The sequence below is a fragment of the Paenibacillus taichungensis genome (assembly GCF_003287275.1).
GTDB lineage: Bacteria > Bacillota > Bacilli > Paenibacillales > Paenibacillaceae > Paenibacillus > Paenibacillus taichungensis_A.
Genome location: NZ_QEVW01000025.1, coordinates 92036 through 108503, shown reverse-complemented (window position 1 = coordinate 108503; position 16468 = coordinate 92036). Strand labels below are relative to the sequence as shown.

The window sequence follows — 16468 nt, the reverse complement described above, 5'->3', positions numbered from 1 at the left end:
GCGTAAATTATGAGTCGTTATGCAACAGATGCCCGATACCTAACGGATCTATCCTCATATAATAGGGAGAATGGTAATATTCACGCGGAGAAAGGGGAGTACCGAATGGAGCCGAAGGTATCAATTGTCATTCCTTTTTATAATTGTGCGTATATCGAGCAGGCTGTTCACAGTGCCATTCACCAGACGTATCCGCATATTGAGGTCATTGTGGTGGATGACGGCTCTACGAAGCATGTGGAGCGGCTTCAACCATTCATGAATCGCATTCGCTATATACGAAAAGAGAATGGTGGAACAGCAACCGCGTTAAACGAGGGAATCAAACAGGCGACAGGTGATTACTTTGTCTGGCTCAGCTCCGATGATGTGATGTTGCTGGACCGGGTAGAGAAACAACTGAAGTTCATGCTAGAGGTCAAGGCTTCGTTCTGTCACGGGGCCTATCATTATGTAGATGCGAACAGCGAATGGATGGACACAGTGAGACCAGAAGTAGGCAGTCGTCTAGAGATGCTTCAGGTGCTGACCGAAGGTTGCCCAATCAACGGTTGTACAGTGATGCTTGAGATGGATGCATTTCGAAAGTTCGGCGTGTTTGACACCGAATTTCGCTATACGCATGACTATGAGATGTGGCTGAGGCTGTTTCCGCTTTATGAGCTGTTCTATTACAGTGAACCACTGATGTGTTATCGGGTTCATGAATCAATGGGAACCAAGAAACACTTTGAGGCATTGAAAGCCGAAATGGAACTTGTTCAAGCGAAGCATCGACCTGTATTACTCAATCTGTTGCAGGTTGGCGGTTACTGGAAGTAGTTGTGATAAGTCATGGAAGAAACCAAGAATGTTAGATAGTGAACCACAAACAAGAAAAAGAGGATATTCGGTTGCCGTAAAGTGCTTGCGGCATGAACGAATATCCTCTTATTTGTTCCTGTTTGTAGAGTTACTTGACTCTAATTATTCTCAGATGTGAGAATGAGCATGCTTGCCGGATCAGGGAATACGTACCCTTTGGGCAGCTTTCTCATTAATTCGTTCATTACAGCGTAATCCACCTCGATATGCGTCGTGGACACAGGGGTGGAGAACCAACGATTATACAAATCACTGGGGACGAGCAATGTCATATTCTCTGACCTCCCAACTGAATGGCTTCCTGGTAAACATGCAGCGTGCGCAATCCCATCTCTTCCAGTGATCGATGTTGTTCAACCCAGGCTTTGGCTGCTGCTCCTACCTTTGCACGGGTAGCATCATCCTGCAGAAGGGCATTTAACAGTGCGCTAAGGGCTTCGACATCCTGTGGCGGCACGACCCAACCGGTATGTTCAGGCTGCACCATCTCAGGCATACCTGCCGTACCGCTTACAATGACAGGCAATCCGGCGAGCTGAGCCTCTGTAACCGAGAAAGGCTGCGTATCCTGCAAGCTGGGCTGTACATAAATGTCAGCATGGCGTAGGAATGAAGGGATGTTGTCGAGTTTCCCCCAAAAAACGATGTCAGCACCTACTCCAAGGTCATTGGCTAGGGAGCGTAAATCCTCCATCAGATTGCCTTCCCCAGCAATCCAGCAGACCCAATCCGAGCGATTCTTCTTAAGGCTGGAGAGTGCTTTTACCAGAATATGAACCCCTTTGATGTGCTCCAGTCTGCCCGTAAAGGCGATCACTTTTTTGCCCGCTGTCTTCCTCTGACGGAACTTGACTGCTGCTTGGGCACGGTAGGCTGGAATATCCACAGCATAAGGAATAATTCGAAATTTGGACTCGGGAACATGGAGGTCCGTAAGTGTGCTCTTAATCCAATGGCTGGAGACCAGAATAAGCTGGGATTGTTCAGCGCTTCGCTCTTCCAGTGACAGGAAGTAACGTCCACGTTTGGATTGCAAATATTCGGGAAGTGTTAGCTTCGCGTTAGAGTTTTGAGCATCGTAAAAAGCTTCTCGCGCAAGCGCCCCGTGATAACTCGTTACCATTGGTGTGTTGCGGTTTAATATACGTCTCATTGCGACTGCTGCTACCGGGTCCTGCGCATGGATGACATCGTAATGATCAACGCCGAGATACGCGGCTCCCATTTCAAAGGCATACCTGTTCAATTCATAATAAGCCACGAGAGAATCGGCTGTGAATTGAGGCAAATCAGTCGGATTAAGTTTGGCTTGAAGCATGGGCCATACCTTATCTTTGGAGAAGGAACGATTGAGATTGCGAATGTACACTTCATTTTTGGCTCCGTTGGTGCCCATAATATCCACCTCTACGCCAAGAGCCATTAGCCTGTCAGCCAGCTGTTTCACATATGTCCATATTCCACCCATCTGTGTAAGCTCCCAATAGGTCACGAGCAGAACTCTCATAGGTACCTCCTTGTCACGGCCTGCACAGGCCGATCTTCTATCCTGTTAGTCTATGAAAAAAAGCAGACGAAAGGGTGGGCATTTCCGTGGAATTAATTAAAATGGGTGATTGCAAATAGCAATGGACGAGAGCAGGCATACCATATCTAGAGAAAGGTTCAACTCTGCCCTACAGGAGGGATATACCGTGGCCGCATATGTATTGGAGATTCACGAAAAACTGCTGCAAACCGTTGTTCCGGTGAGATATATGGACATTGAATTGGCATTTGTAGGAAATGACGATGTGGATATATTTGTCGGAGAAATCAGTCACACCCGTGGGGAGCTGTATCGCTATCTTTGTCGGATTGGGGCGGACACAGGAAATCACATTATTCATAATCTCACAGTCTCATCCGAACCGTGCGAACTGCGCATCATTAGCAACAATTCTACACCAAGGCATCTGGTTATTCGCATATACTGCAGGAGTGACCAAGGCCAGACCTTGGGTATACTTTCGGAGCATCAGATGATCAAATTGGCAGATTAGAAAATATCACCATAATGGACATCGATTAACCAATGGGGTGGAGCAGGAGAAGACCTGGTCCATTTTTTGGCATACATACGTGATTCGTTATCCAATAAAAAATAGCTTGACAGCAAAGGTATTTTCATTAGAATTAACCTATGCTTAAACAAGAGTTTAAAACGACGGTTTAAAACGAAAGTTTGAAACGTCGTGAATATAAGGCCGATGGGGAGACACATACAAAGATATTGCCTCCAGGCCGGAAAAGAGAGTGGAGAGAGTGAAACAACAAACAGCAGTGCCCCAGGAACCGGCGGAGTTCTCGATTAAAACGATTATTCTGCCCCTACTGGCTATTATTGTCGGGATGATTATGGTCATCTTGGACAGCACGGTAGTTAACGTGGCAATTCCGAATCTGGTTCAATATTTTGAGACCGATCTGAAGACGATTCAATGGACGGTTACAGGATATACGTTGGCCTTGTCAGCAGTCATACCGCTAGCGGGATGGTTGACCGACCGATTCGGTGCCAAAAGAGTATTTCTGTTCACGATCGCGATGTTTACTCTGGGTTCAGTATTGTGTTCGATCGCGCAATCTCCTGAACAATTGATTATTTACCGTATCATCCAGGGGCTTGGCGGAGGCATGGTTGCACCGATTGGTATGGCGATGGTATTCCGTCTGGCTCCTCCTGAAAGAAGGGGCTCTATCATGGGTATGCTCGGGATTCCGATGCTGTTGGCCCCTGCACTGGGTCCGGTATTATCTGGCTGGTTTATTGAATCATTTAGCTGGCACTGGATCTTCCTGATCAATCTGCCGATCGGTATTGCCGCTTTTATTCTATGTATCAAATTCCTGCCAGATACAGATCGTGGACGCACGCCTGCGCTTGATCTGCTCGGTATGATTCTGGCACCAATCGCATTCTCGATGCTCGCATACGGTGTAAGTGAAGGCGGAACAAGCTGGACGTCTGCAACAACACTAACAGGTGTGATTGTCGGAGGCGTGGCGCTGATCTTGTTCGTTATCGTGGAGCTTCGTCACAAAAATCCGCTGTTGGAACTTCGGGTGTTCAAATCATCTGATTTCACACGGGGTATTATTCTGGCATGGGTGTCACAAGTCGCTTTGTTTGGGGCGATGATTTTGATTCCACTTTATCTGCAACAAATCAAAGGCTACACTGCATTGGAAACAGGGCTCATTTTGCTCCCGCAGGCGCTGGCTTCGGGTGTAGGTATGCCGCTTGGTGGACGTTTGTTTGATAAAATTGGTGCAAGACCCTTGGCTTTCGTGGGTCTGGGTATTATCTCGGGTGCACTGTTTATTCTGTCGACAATTACGGCGGAAACGGGTCTTGGCCTAATCATTCTTAGCCTTGTCATGATGGGATTAGGTATGGGTTTCTCCATGATGCCACTCAATACGCATGTACTGAATGCTGCTCCACGTAAGCTGGTAGGTCGGGTTACCCCGCTTACTGCTGCTGCACAACAAGTGGTTGTGTCCTTTGCAGTTGCCGGCTTGACCGGATTCCTGACCTCCCATATTGCAAGCAATACAGCTGGAGCTACTGATGCTACAGGTGTGGTGAATGGATTAGTGGCTGGTTTCAACGATACCTTCTTCCTGGCAGCATGTATTGCCTTGTTTGGATGCCTGCTCAGTCTGATTCTGCGCAAACCAAAACGGATGGAGGAAGAAACCCTTCAAACAGGGGATCAACCTGATCCTGCAATGATGATGGGACATTAATTCTTATAAGCTAATCAAGATATTCATTTAAGGCAGTTCAGGAAATTCTTCTGAACTGCCTTTTTGTTTTGTTTAGAAGAAAATACTCAAGGCTGTCATCATTTCCCGAAATGAAGCGGCGTATCGATCAGGTGAGAAGGAGACGGCCATATGCTGTCTGCCCTGAATACGTATATTCTCTCGCAGCTTCTTGTTCCGCATAAGGTCTACTGCTTCGGATACAGCGGCTTTCACGTTGCCAAGCGGATAAAATTTACCCGTTTTGTTATGTGTGATAAAGGAACGCACGCCATCTGAATCAGTGCTGAGCACTGGGCAGCCGCAACTGATGGCTTCAGCAACCGCATATCCAAAACCTTCAAGCAGGGATGTAGACAGCATAATCCCCCCGGAAGCTGCAATCATGGAATAAAATGTGGGCATCTCGGAATGGGGGACATTGATAAAAATGCCAATCCGATCTTCAAGACCGTATTCGGCGAGCATGTGTCGGAACATGACCTCATCTTCCGGATTAGCCAAGGTAGGATCGTGAAACAACCATAGTCTGGCTTTCGGAATTTTCTTAATGATTTTGCTGGATATCATCAAGTATTCCCGCCAGTTTTTATTGTGTTCGAGCCTTCCTACCCATGCAAGTACCGGATAGGGAGGAGTATCCACCGAAATTGGGGCAAAGGTATTGGTATCCAGCATATTGGGAATGACAAACCGATGAAGCCAAGGGCACATATGAATGAACAGCTCCAGTAAATGATCTGTTGGAGGAATGACCGCAGCATTACAGTGGGCTTGAAGATAAGGTACTCCCAACTGAATGGTTTCCATAGCCTGTTCACGCGTCCCAAGTCCCTGTGCTTCATAGATAATGCGTCCTTTATACCCGAGGGCTCTTAATCTGCCCGGCATGGCAATATCGGAGGTAACAATAATGGCATCATAACAATGATGATGAATCAAACTATGAATTTCCTCATCACTGGAAGCGGTGAAGACCGGCGTACTGGTATTGTTCTGCATTCCTGAGCCAGGGTACAAATACAATAAATGCGCTTCGATGCCATGGCGTTGCAGAACGGCTGTACGCAATCGGTTTAAAGTATCCACACCGCCGCTTGGAACAAAAAATGTGAATAGTACTTTCACACGGTTCACCCTCTGACTTTTGTGCAGGTGCTCAAGCTCCTGTACTGTAAGGTACGTTGTCTCAGAGTACAGGGTGTGGGTGAATGAAGTGGTGTTCACATTTTAGACACATATTTTTAAGCTCTCTTTTAAGTGACATTAAGCTGCATTTAGGATACAACACGTAAGATACAAGGAACTTCCCGTGTTGACCATCTGAAGAAAGCGATGATGGCACACGGGTATTTTAACGGGAAAGGATGAATGATGTGCTCGAAGTGAAACAGGTAAGCAAAGTATTTGATGGACGGCGCGGCGTGCATCAACTGGATTTCACAATGGAGCGCGGTGAGATTGTTGGATTTTTGGGACCGAATGGTGCCGGGAAAACCACAACGATGCGAATGATTACGGGCTATTTGCATCCTACGGCAGGCTCCATTGCAGTGGATGGCATATCGGTGCACGATCAGAGCAGGAGCGTTCGTTCCAAGATCGGCTATCTGCCGGAGACACCGCCGCTTTATCCAGATATGACGGTACAGTCTTATTTGAAGTTCGTCGCTAATCTGAGGGATGTCCCGACACGCGAAGTGAAATTGCGGATCAGTGAGATGGTCAGCAGGCTGGGTCTTCAAGGTCGTGAAAAGCAATTGGTTCGCGGACTGTCCAAAGGGTACAAGCAGCGTCTGGGTCTGGCTGGAGCCATTATTCACAAACCGGATCTGCTCGTGCTGGATGAGCCGACTTCAGGACTCGATCCAAATCAGATTATGGAGATACGGGATCTGATCCGTGAACTGGGTGAGAATCATACAGTGCTGCTTAGTACACATATTTTGCCGGAAGTGAGCACGCTTTGTAATCGCATGTTGATTATTAATCAGGGGCAGCTCGTATTGGATGGTTCACCGCAGCATTTTGGCTCAGCAATGGGAGATCAGTTTAAGGTGTCCATTGAAGTGAAGTCCACAGAGCAGCAATTACATAATGTGCTGACACCATGGGAGAAAGTTCGGAGCGAAGTCATTCAAGCAGCAGATGGGCAATCATCCAATGGTTCTACTGATACGGTAAAAATGCTGCTTACCGGCGAATCTTCTGAAGATTTCCGGGAGGAACTATTCTACCTTTTGTCTGGTGCAGGCTTGCCCATTCTGGAGATGAAGAAAGAAAATCTCAGTCTGGAACAGATTTTCCTCAAGCTGACCACAACGGAAACGGTATCCGAAGCGGAACTGGCAATACAGGAAACACAGGAGACAGAAACTGATAAAGTGCAGCTCGTCAGTCAGGTCCCAGAGGAAGAGGACAATTTGGGAACCACTTCAGATTCGAAGCAATCGGCTAGGTCCGGGAGTGCTTCATCTGATTCCCACACAGGGGAGGGTTCCAAATGAGAAGAATGATGGCGGTTTGCAATAAAGAACTGCAGGCATACTTCCTGTCACCTACGTCCTATTTTGCTTTTGCTGTATATGTACTGATGACAAGTTTGCTGTTCTATTCCAGCTTTGTGTATTACCAGCCAAGCATTGTAGATTATCGACTAGTGCTGGGAGATACGCTATCCATGCTGCTGTTTGTGGTGCCGTTGCTGACGATGCGTCTGGTAGCAGAAGAATTCCGTCAGGGAACGGACGAACTGTTGTTGACTTCACCTGCACGGGTGACAGAGATTATTTTCGGTAAATATTTGGCGTCACTTGCCATTCTTGTTGTACTTATTCTGTGTAGTCTCGTTTACCCGTTTATTATGTCCTTCTTTGGTGAACTGGATCTGACATCCGTATGGTTGTCTGCACTGGGTCTCTTTTTCCTGGGCGGAAGCATGATGGCAATTGGACTGTTTGCTTCCACATTATCTCAGCACCAGATGGTGGCTGCGGTTGCCGGTTTTATTATTTTGCTCGTATTGTGGATGCTTGATTCATTTGCAGGCAATTCCGGGTCTGCGTTACAACAATGGCTGGACCCGTTTGCGTTAACGAACCGGTTTGACAGTTTCACCAAGGGTGTACTTAGTGGCCCAGATATATTGTATTACGTGACGCTCTCAGGTGTGTTTCTGCTGTTAAGCATTCAAATTGTGGAACGGAAGCGGTGGAGGTGAGAAGATGAAAAAATGGTTGAGTCATACCAACAGTACCGTGCTGTCTGTAGCGGTGATTGGCATCTTTATTTTGCTGACCCTGTTTCTGAATTCGATTGGCGGCTTCCAACTGGATCTGACCTCAAATAAACAATATACCTTGTCTGACCAGTCTCTTACCGCGATCAAAAACGTAAAAGAAGACGTCAACATTCTGGTGTTAACCGTCGAAAATGCGAATAATACGGTCTTGAACCGCGAAGTATCGGATATGGTTCAGGAATATACGAAACGCAACAGCAAACTGACGATGAAGCAATACAATCTGACGCAGGAGCCTACCCTGGCCTCCAAATATGGTATCACAGGCAGCTCCATTGTATTGGAGCAGGGCGATCAACATAAAGTCATTGATATCGCCAGTCTATTCACGGCAGTCGGGGATGGAAGTGATGGATCCTACCAGTTCACAGGTGAGGAAAAGTTGACACAAGCGCTAATGAATCTGTCTTCAACGGAGATGCACAAGATGGTCTTCCTGACAGGACATGAGGAGCTTGGCCTGGATCAACTGACTACGCTGCGTACATCTCTGGAACAGAATAATATCACGACAGAAGAACTTCAGCTGAATCAGGCAGGTCAGGTTCCAGAAGATGCGGACGTACTCGCGATTATTGGTCCACAGCGGGATATTAGTGATACTGAAATAAAAGCTATTCGGACTTATTTGAGTAACGGAGGGAAATTGCTGTTATCCCTCGGTTTTCACGAAGACATGAAGTTGACTTGGAAAAATATCGATGCACTCATGACGGATTATGGCGTGGTTGATGAGCATGCAGTTATGGTGGATAATCAGCAGGCCAGCACAATGGGCCCACTGTGGGTTGTGCCGGAGTATGGCACACATGCCATCACGGATAAACTATCAGAAAGCAAACTGTATCCGATGTTATCCTTGTCCATTGCTTTGACAAGCAAAGAGCAGGATAAATACACATTATCGCCGCTTATTCATTCATCCGATGACAGTTATGGCGAGACGAATATTGCAGGTTTATTGCAAAACGAAACAACCAACGATCCGGATCAGGATGTACAAGGTCCTGTTGAACTTGGATATGCGGCAGATACAACAGATGGCAAACCGAAAGCTGTAATTCTGGGTTCATCCATTTTCATGCAGGACTCGGAAATAGTGAACGGTGGTAACCGAGATTTTATTCTGAATACCGTCAATTATCTAAGTGAAAAAGAAGATGGAGTAACGATCCGGCCTCGAGTGCAAACCGGTTATCAAACGGCGTATCTGGACGGTGAACAAGCCAGAACCATTTTCTTCGTGGCGATTGTCGCATTCCCGCTCATCTTTGTTATGATAGGTGTACTCTTATGGTGGAGGCGCAGACGTGTATGAAAAAATGGGTCCCAACGATTTTAGTCTTATTGGTCTTGATTATCGGGTGGGTCTATGCGGCCAGTCAAAATTATTTTCGTGAAGAGGAAGCGGAGAAGGTCAAATTACTTGGTATTAAGTCTTCGGATATAGAGTCGATCACGATTCATGATAACAGTACAGATACATCAGGTGCTTCAAAAACCTCATCTTCACAATTGGAACTAAAGAATGGCGTATGGAGTATGGTGGAACCCAAGTCTTATCCTCTGAATGGTTATACGGTAAGCAGCTGGCTCGATGCCTTAAGTGGCGCGAATCAGGAACTGGTTGTAGAGGAGGAGCCGAAGAATCTCGACAAGTATGGATTGGGTTCAGATGCAGCGCTGCTGGACATTCAACTGAAGGATAACCGTGAGATCAAACTGAGCATCGGTGGCAAATTGCCAGCAGATGACGCTCGTTATGTGCGGGTAGACTCCGGACCTGTCGTAGCAGTACAGACGGAATCCATCAGCAATATAGAATTATCACGGCAGGATCTGCTGGATACGACTCCGTTTAATCTGGATGAAACTAATGTCACTACATTGGAATGGGAAGGCGAAGCAGCCACCTGGATGCTCAAATCTTCGTCAGAGGAGGGTGCGGCAGAGCAGACGTGGACGCTTAATGGTGAAGCTATTGAAGCTACCGATGCTGTATCTCTGATTGGCAAAATTAAGAACCTGTCCACGGCTGACGATGTGCGCAAAGCTTCTGAACTGAAGGGAACCGTGCCACGCTTTACTTTATCCGTTGAGCAGACGGTTAATGGAGAAGCTGTTACGGATGTGTACCGTGGGCTTACTATTCCATCAGAACCGGATCAGATCTGGGTAATCACACCTGACGGTCAGTGGGCCTATCCGATGGATGCAGCTAGTCTGAAGGAAGCAGAGCAATTTCCGAATTCGATCAAAAAATTAGAATCAGATGCAACATCTTCTTCGAGTAGAGATGATGCTGATGCGAATTCCTCCCCCACATCCAAGTAAGTGAATAGCTCCTTCAACATGATAATGAAGATTCACACTAGAATGGGAAATACAAAGTTTTATGGAGCGGTGCTGCACTTTGTGCAAGCACCGCTTTTTTATTTTTTTATGTGAAATGTATGAGCCCAGATAAAGGAGGCTAATGTTCCATATCCTTTCAGCATATCGCTTTGTACAGAAGAGCATCCTATCCTTGTGACCAAAACCAACATAATTGGAGGATGAGACATGCCAGCAGCCAAAAAGGCGACAGCAATCAGCTTATCTTTGTCTACTGCAATCTTTGTAATGGCTGGATTGACGGGTTGTGGAACGAGCACAAAAGATAACAATCTGCACACCCAAAGTGTTCGTCACGAAGTGAAAGGCATTAACCGTTATGGTGTTGAGTCCAATGGGATGGATGGTATCCGTGCGAAAAGCTATCGTACGCATAACGTCACTAACCTGAAATCAAGTGACGAGTTGGCTAAACGCATTACGGAAATGAAGGAAGTGAAGTCCGCAAATGTTATGCTGACTGATCGTAATGCATATGTTGCAGTCCGTTTGACAGATGGTCACGCTGGCAAATTGGAAAGCAAATCTTTGCGTAACCGTGCGAACGGTACTATGCGTACAGAAAGCTACAACCAAGATATGGGCGGGTTGCGTGTACATGGTGGTAATGGAACTATGTCTCCATATAGCACCAGCGGCATAGCTCCGGGGCTGAACACCAATGCAGCTACGGATCGCAGCCACATGGGCAATGACCGCAGCATCTATGGAACCATGGGAACGGGATCTTATGGCATGATGCGTGGTCTGACGAATAGTGGAAATGCACGTACAATGACTGATGGTCACTATGGGATGAAGAGTGAAACTTCACGTATTGACAGCACGGATGACAACACACCCGAAGAGATTAAATCTAAAATCTCAGCGAAAATCAAGCAATTTGCACCTCACGTGGAGAACGTATACGTGTCAGCTAACCCGGACTTTGTACAACATGTGGAAAGTTATTCCACAGATATCCGTAACGGCAAACCGGTTAGCGGCATGATTAATACGTTCCAATCGATGGTTGAACGTATTTTCCCAACGAATGCGTTGAACACCAATCACCGTGACGGCGTGCTTGATGATGGCATCATGAATCGTAACAACAACGATGGCATGATGAACCGCATGAATCGGTAATTTAGGTTGAACAATATGCCTTTGCGCTGGTGGTCAACATTAGTCGCAGAGGCATGTTTGTTTTTAAAAGGTTATTGAAAATAACGATGAATAAAATGATACATAGTATGCTTAGATGATACTTAGTCCCCAATTTGCGACTTCCGCTTACTACGTTTGTACCTACATAGTGATTATTCATCCAAATTGCAATTCACTGCCCATTTTTTTGATAAAACTGAACCAACGCCCTTGACCTTACATAAGATGAGTTGACTGTATCCCCTTAACCTTGTTACACCAACACAACCCGAGCAAGGAGGGGTGAACATTGAAGGGTATCGATCATAAAAGCAAATTTCTGTTGACCCACCGTGAACGCGAAGTATTCGAATTACTGGTTCAGGACAAAACGACGCGTGACATCGCAGGGCAGTTATTCATCAGCGAGAAAACGGTGCGTAACCATATTTCGAATGTGATGCAAAAACTCAATGTTAAGGGTCGTTCGCAAGCAGTTGTAGAGCTGATTAAGCTCGGAGAACTGAAGATCTGACGCGATACTGCACAGTTGATTGAAGCAGCATGAAAGTCTTTTTCTATTCTTCATGATGAAGAATGGGGAAAGACTTTTTTGTTTTAGGTGGAAAGCAAAAACAAGCGAATTCCTTACGTGAAGGAATCGCTTGTTTTGAATGGATATTCTCAGAAGTCTGGATTCAGAAGCTGCTGATTGCAGTCCGCTATTCTGGTTAGCTCAGATTTTCGATAGCCTAGCCGCTTTGTCTTTTCGCAGCACCATCTACAGGAACAATGTATTTTTCCTTTTGCAAAAATACCTTCGAACTTGTAGGACCAATCGTATCGTACAGCAAGCTGTTTTTTACGTTGAATAACACGCTTTCTGTGATGCCTGTAATAGGCTTGATTTCTTTGCTGAGATTTCATGGATCATCACGCTCCCTTGGGAAAAGGCTCAGCCCGCAGAAATCCCAAGGGTGCAGATTGCTACGGGCAGAGCGTGATGGAAATCACAACCGTAATCGTATATGGCATAAGGGTTCACCTACATATGGTTATTGAATGCACCTCAATAAAGGATTTCCATTGTTTCTTTGAAAAAGGTTGATAGAAAAGCTGCTCCAATTCCCCGTATTGTGTTTCGTCTAGATGCAGATAGAGTGCTTTTTTCGCGATTTTGGCAGCAGGCTGGGACGTAGATTTTGTAGCACCAGTTTTACGTTTGATTGGAATATGAAATTGCAGCAAGTCTGCGAGGTTATTCCAACCTTCCCAGCTCAGTCGCGCTCCGCGCTTCCAGTCGACGGCATAGAGGGCATAGTATTTACGAGCTTCGGATTGTTTTATGGCAATAATCCAGGTGGAAGGAATCATTTTTTGACGTTGTCGTTGATTCATCAAGTGTACTCCTTCCGTAGAAATGAAATGTCCACATTCAATTCAAGGTTTATCTCCAATATAAGCGGAATCCCATTCCTTAAGCAAGAAGATACCTTTTTAAAATTCATCATACATACAGCGAATACATGGTTAAAATCCTCTTGATTTGCAACAACGTATTGATTAAAATGAAATTATAAAAATAATTTTCTTTATTTATAATAATTTAATAAAAATAATTTTCATAAAAGGAGGACTCATGGCAGCCATACTACATGCGTTGCAGCAAGAGCTGAATGAACTTCCGTCTCAGGAACGGCGAATTGCAGAGGTGATTTTACAGTCCCCATCCGATATTCCTGGCTGGACCATTAACCATCTTGCACAGCAAAGCGGAACAAGTGCGGCTACGGTAACCCGCTTTTGCAAATCATTCCATTTCAAAGGTTTTCCTGATTTCAAAATGAAGCTGGCCGCAGAATTGTCCCATTCCACCAATGAAACAGCCTATCAGGATATCGTGGCAGGGAATCCTTTATCCAAAATTGTGGAAGCCATCGAAGCCAATCATCTTGCATCCATTGCAGACACCACCCGTTTGCTGGATCTGGGAAGGCTGGAGCATGCAGTTCAGTTACTATGTCATGCCCGTCGCATTGATCTCTACGGCGTTGCAACCTCTTCCATTGTTACGCAGGATTTCTATCAGAAACTTGTGCGGATCGGCAAAAGCTGTACCGCCTTCTCGGATTCACATATGCAAATTACGTCGGCTTCTTCACTATGTGAGGGAGATGTGGCGATGGCGGTATCTTATTCGGGTGAAACGCCAGAGACGATCGATGCCTTGCATTGTGCCAAAAAAGCGGGAGCTTCTACCATTTCACTGACATCCTATGGCAATAACAAACTTGCGGCGGTGTCGGATATTCCGCTCTTTACGTCTTCACTGGAAGAAGGAATGAGGCGGGGCGATATGGCTTCACGTATAGCACTGCTGCATGTCGTTGATATTCTGTTCACGGGCATGGTTAGTGCCGACTTTGACCGTTTTATCCCCAAATTGGAACAATCGTATCACAATGTACAGTCTTATCGAGTTCAACATAACGGAGGTGCCTAAGAAGATGAATATACGTATTTTTGAAAATGAAGAAGATTTGAATGCAACGGGTGCAGGGGTGATTGCCAGTTTGCTTCAGACGAAACCCCGGGCTGTACTGGGACTTGCGACTGGAAGTTCTCCTGTAGGTATCTATAAACAGCTTATTGCTATGTATCAGAAAGGTTTGGTCAGCTTTGCGCAGGCATCTTCCTTCAATCTCGATGAATATGTCGGTCTTCCTGTAGAACATCGCGAAAGCTACCGCAGCTTTATGAATGAGCAACTGTTTTCGCATATTGATATCGATCTCGCCAGAACCCAGGTGCCGAATGGACAGGCTTCGGATTTAAATGAGGAGTGTGTTTCCTATGAACAACGGATTGATGATCGTGGACCAGTAGATCTGCAATTGTTGGGTATCGGACATAATGGCCACATTGGCTTCAATGAACCCGGAACCGAGCTTACAGGACGGACACATGTGGTGGATCTCAAAGAAGAGACAAGAAAAGCAAACGCCCGCTTTTTTAATCATATTGATGAAGTTCCAACTCAGGCCATTACGATGGGGGTAGGTACGATTCTGAAAGCCAAACAAATTCTGCTGATCGCCCGTGGTGAGGAGAAAGCCGAAATTATTCGTGAAGCCTTTATGGGGCCGATTACGACCCAATGTCCCGCTTCGCTGCTGCAATGTCATCCTAATGTAGTCGTGTTGCTGGATCGTGCGGCTGGGAGGCTGGTGAAATGAACGTAGAAGCTATGGAAAACCAGGAGCAAGAGAGTGAAAAAACCATTTCCCTTCTTCGAGGTAAAATCGTACTGCCCGATGGTGTAATGGAGGATGGTGTACTTGTCTGGACGGATGGGAAGATCCTTTATGCTGGCGCACCCGAGGGATTATCTGAACATATTCGCCGTGAAGCCGTATCTGTGCCTGTTTCCAAGCATGGCGTCATTGTGCCTGGATTTATAGATATCCACGTACATGGTGGCAATGGCGAAGACTTTATGGACGCGAGTGAGGAAGTGATGGATAAAATTACTTCATTCCACAGCACACAGGGGACCACTGCAATGCTGGCAACGTCCATGACAGCGCCCAAAGATAGTCTGGACCGGGTATTGGCTGAAGTGGACAGCTACCGTTCCGGTGACATGCCTTATGCACAGCTGGAAGGTGTACATCTGGAGGGTCCTTTTTTCAGTCCGAAGTGGCCCGGCGCACAAAACCCGGATCATATTGTATTGCCTAATGTGTCCTGGCTGGACGCGTGGGAAAAACAATATCCGGGCCTGATCCGTCAAGTCACCCTGGCGCCGGAACGAGAGGGAGCGCTCGAAGTCATTTCATGGCTGCGCGAGCAGCGAATTACGGCAGCATTAGGACATACGGATGCGACCTATGAAGAAGTACAGCTTGCGGTCGAGGCCGGACTGCACCATGCCGTGCATACATTCAATGCGATGACACCGCTGCATCACCGGAATCCCGGAGCTGCCGGCGCAGTGCTTAGTGATTCCCGCATCAGTGCAGAGGTCATTGCAGACGGTATCCATGTGCATCCGGCGGCGATGTCTATTTTGGCTCAACTGAAAGAACAAGCAGATCAGCTTGTGTTAATCACAGACGCGATGTCTGCTACCGGGCTGGATGATGGTGAATACAAAATTGGCGATCTGCCTGTGATTGTTACGGAAGGTGTGGCACGTTTGAAAGACGGAGGCGCACTGGCAGGAAGCACGCTCACGATGATTCGCGGTTTCCGCTATCTGGTACAGGAAGTGGGCTTGAGTCTCAATGCAGCCTCACGGGCAGCCAGCCTGACGCCGGCACGTCTGCTCGGCATTGATCACCGCACGGGTTCCTTTGCTAAAGGCAAACAAGCGGACGTCGTTTTGCTGAATGGTGATTTGAAAATTGAGGAAGTGTGGGTGAAGGGAAGACGAATCGGCGTTTAATTCTACATCTGTAGTGTTGTCGTGTGCTTCAACAGGCAATAGCTTGCGTAATGTGTTAAAATAGATCTCAAAAAAGCCGGGATCTGAGGATCACGCATTACGGAGGCGTGAAACATGGAACGTAACGCTATGCTCGAATTCGACCCGTTCATCACAGAGCTGGCGGAAAAGCTGCACGTACACGGATATTTTGCCTTTTATGGCGAGCACTACAATGAGACCGATATGGAGCAGTACCGTAGACACCTGTTCACCTCATTCAGCAATATCGTATGGGTGGAGCTGGATGCACGCAAAAAGTACATGATTGTGGATCACCGTGGACGCAACACGGTCATGAAATTAATCGATGGTATGCTGAACACCCGTAGAACGCTGCGGGCCAATCTGGCGATGGCAGGTACAGACACCTCCGAAGTTCAGCAGGAAATCACGCACATGATGCAGCTTGTGCATATGTTAAATTTCACAACCTTCCGCTCATAAGTGGAGGATGTCACGTGGTTTTACCGGTTATTGTATCT

General features: G+C 46.5%; 17 protein-coding genes. 13 read left to right on the top strand and 4 right to left on the bottom strand.

The genetic code is table 11. The features are described from left to right. The first annotated feature begins 105 nt into the window (after nt 1-105). Complete coding sequence (locus DC345_RS27870) at nt 106-822, top strand: glycosyltransferase (RefSeq protein WP_113055921.1); 717 nt, start codon at nt 106-108, stop codon at nt 820-822. A 140-nt stretch (nt 823-962) separates the two neighbouring features. Here DC345_RS27870 and DC345_RS31890 read toward each other — a convergent pair whose 3' ends face one another. Both DC345_RS31890 and DC345_RS27865 read right to left on the bottom strand, forming a co-directional pair. Further along, nucleotides 963-1136 carry a hypothetical protein gene (locus DC345_RS31890; protein ID WP_181586754.1) on the bottom strand — a complete coding sequence of 58 codons (174 nt, stop codon included), beginning with the start codon at nt 1134-1136 and terminating at the stop codon, nt 963-965. Then, nucleotides 1133-2371 carry a glycosyltransferase family 4 protein gene (locus tag DC345_RS27865; RefSeq protein WP_113055920.1) on the bottom strand — a complete coding sequence of 413 codons (1239 nt, stop codon included), beginning with the start codon at nt 2369-2371 and terminating at the stop codon, nt 1133-1135. The genes DC345_RS31890 and DC345_RS27865 overlap by 4 nt, the downstream gene beginning before the upstream one ends. A 187-nt stretch (nt 2372-2558) precedes the next feature. Here DC345_RS27865 and DC345_RS27860 point away from each other — a divergent pair, with 187 nt between their 5' ends. Both DC345_RS27860 and DC345_RS27850 read left to right on the top strand, forming a co-directional pair. Further along, on the top strand, nt 2559-2906 hold the full coding sequence (locus DC345_RS27860) for a hypothetical protein (protein ID WP_113055919.1): 348 nt from the start codon (nt 2559-2561) through the stop codon (nt 2904-2906). A gap of 262 nt (nt 2907-3168) precedes the next feature. After that, on the top strand, nt 3169-4656 hold the full coding sequence (locus DC345_RS27850; protein WP_113055917.1) for a DHA2 family efflux MFS transporter permease subunit: 1488 nt from the start codon (nt 3169-3171) through the stop codon (nt 4654-4656). Nucleotides 4657-4728: 72 nt separating this feature from the next. Here the strand turns inward: DC345_RS27850 and DC345_RS27845 are convergent, their stop codons facing one another. Beyond that, nucleotides 4729-5811 carry a glycosyltransferase family 4 protein gene (locus DC345_RS27845; protein WP_309304353.1) on the bottom strand — a complete coding sequence of 361 codons (1083 nt, stop codon included), beginning with the start codon at nt 5809-5811 and terminating at the stop codon, nt 4729-4731. Between the two features lie 230 nt (nt 5812-6041). Here DC345_RS27845 and DC345_RS27840 point away from each other — a divergent pair, with 230 nt between their 5' ends. The 6 genes from DC345_RS27840 to DC345_RS27815 all read left to right on the top strand — a co-directional run bounded on the left by DC345_RS27840 (nt 6042) and on the right by DC345_RS27815 (nt 12032). Next, nucleotides 6042-7181 (top strand): ABC transporter ATP-binding protein, encoded by a 1140-nt coding sequence (locus DC345_RS27840; protein ID WP_397333772.1) that lies wholly within the window; start codon nt 6042-6044, stop codon nt 7179-7181. Continuing rightward, nucleotides 7178-7894 (top strand): ABC transporter permease subunit, encoded by a 717-nt coding sequence (locus tag DC345_RS27835; RefSeq protein WP_113055916.1) that lies wholly within the window; start codon nt 7178-7180, stop codon nt 7892-7894. Before DC345_RS27840 ends, DC345_RS27835 begins: the two co-directional genes overlap by 4 nt. A gap of 4 nt (nt 7895-7898) precedes the next feature. Continuing rightward, complete coding sequence (locus DC345_RS27830) at nt 7899-9293, top strand: GldG family protein (RefSeq protein WP_113055915.1); 1395 nt, start codon at nt 7899-7901, stop codon at nt 9291-9293. After that, the gene (locus tag DC345_RS27825) at nt 9290-10309 is read left to right on the top strand and encodes a DUF4340 domain-containing protein (protein ID WP_181586753.1); all 1020 of its coding nucleotides are present in this window, start codon (nt 9290-9292) and stop codon (nt 10307-10309) included. Before DC345_RS27830 ends, DC345_RS27825 begins: the two co-directional genes overlap by 4 nt. Before the next feature lie 228 nt (nt 10310-10537). After that, nucleotides 10538-11497, top strand: coding sequence for a YhcN/YlaJ family sporulation lipoprotein (locus DC345_RS27820; protein ID WP_113055913.1), 960 nt, complete (start codon nt 10538-10540; stop codon nt 11495-11497). Between the two features lie 310 nt (nt 11498-11807). After that, nucleotides 11808-12032 (top strand): helix-turn-helix domain-containing protein, encoded by a 225-nt coding sequence (locus DC345_RS27815; RefSeq protein ID WP_017692532.1) that lies wholly within the window; start codon nt 11808-11810, stop codon nt 12030-12032. Nucleotides 12033-12538: 506 nt separating this feature from the next. Here DC345_RS27815 and DC345_RS27810 read toward each other — a convergent pair. Next, a complete protein-coding gene (locus DC345_RS27810; RefSeq protein WP_113055912.1) occupies nt 12539-12895 on the bottom strand; it encodes a hypothetical protein in 357 nt (118 codons plus the stop codon). Nucleotides 12896-13136: 241 nt separating this feature from the next. Here DC345_RS27810 and DC345_RS27805 point away from each other — a divergent pair, with 241 nt between their 5' ends. The 4 genes from DC345_RS27805 to DC345_RS27790 all read left to right on the top strand — a co-directional run bounded on the left by DC345_RS27805 (nt 13137) and on the right by DC345_RS27790 (nt 16430). After that, nucleotides 13137-14000, top strand: coding sequence for a MurR/RpiR family transcriptional regulator (locus DC345_RS27805; protein ID WP_113055911.1), 864 nt, complete (start codon nt 13137-13139; stop codon nt 13998-14000). A gap of 4 nt (nt 14001-14004) precedes the next feature. After that, complete coding sequence (nagB, locus tag DC345_RS27800) at nt 14005-14733, top strand: glucosamine-6-phosphate deaminase (RefSeq protein WP_064635788.1); 729 nt, start codon at nt 14005-14007, stop codon at nt 14731-14733. Then, entirely contained in the window at nt 14730-15944 is a 1215-nt protein-coding gene (gene nagA, locus DC345_RS27795; protein ID WP_258530886.1) for an N-acetylglucosamine-6-phosphate deacetylase, read from the top strand. The genes nagB and nagA overlap by 4 nt, the downstream gene beginning before the upstream one ends. Nucleotides 15945-16058: 114 nt before the next feature. After that, nucleotides 16059-16430, top strand: coding sequence for a hypothetical protein (locus tag DC345_RS27790; protein ID WP_113055910.1), 372 nt, complete (start codon nt 16059-16061; stop codon nt 16428-16430). The last annotated feature ends 38 nt before the right edge of the window (nt 16431-16468 follow it).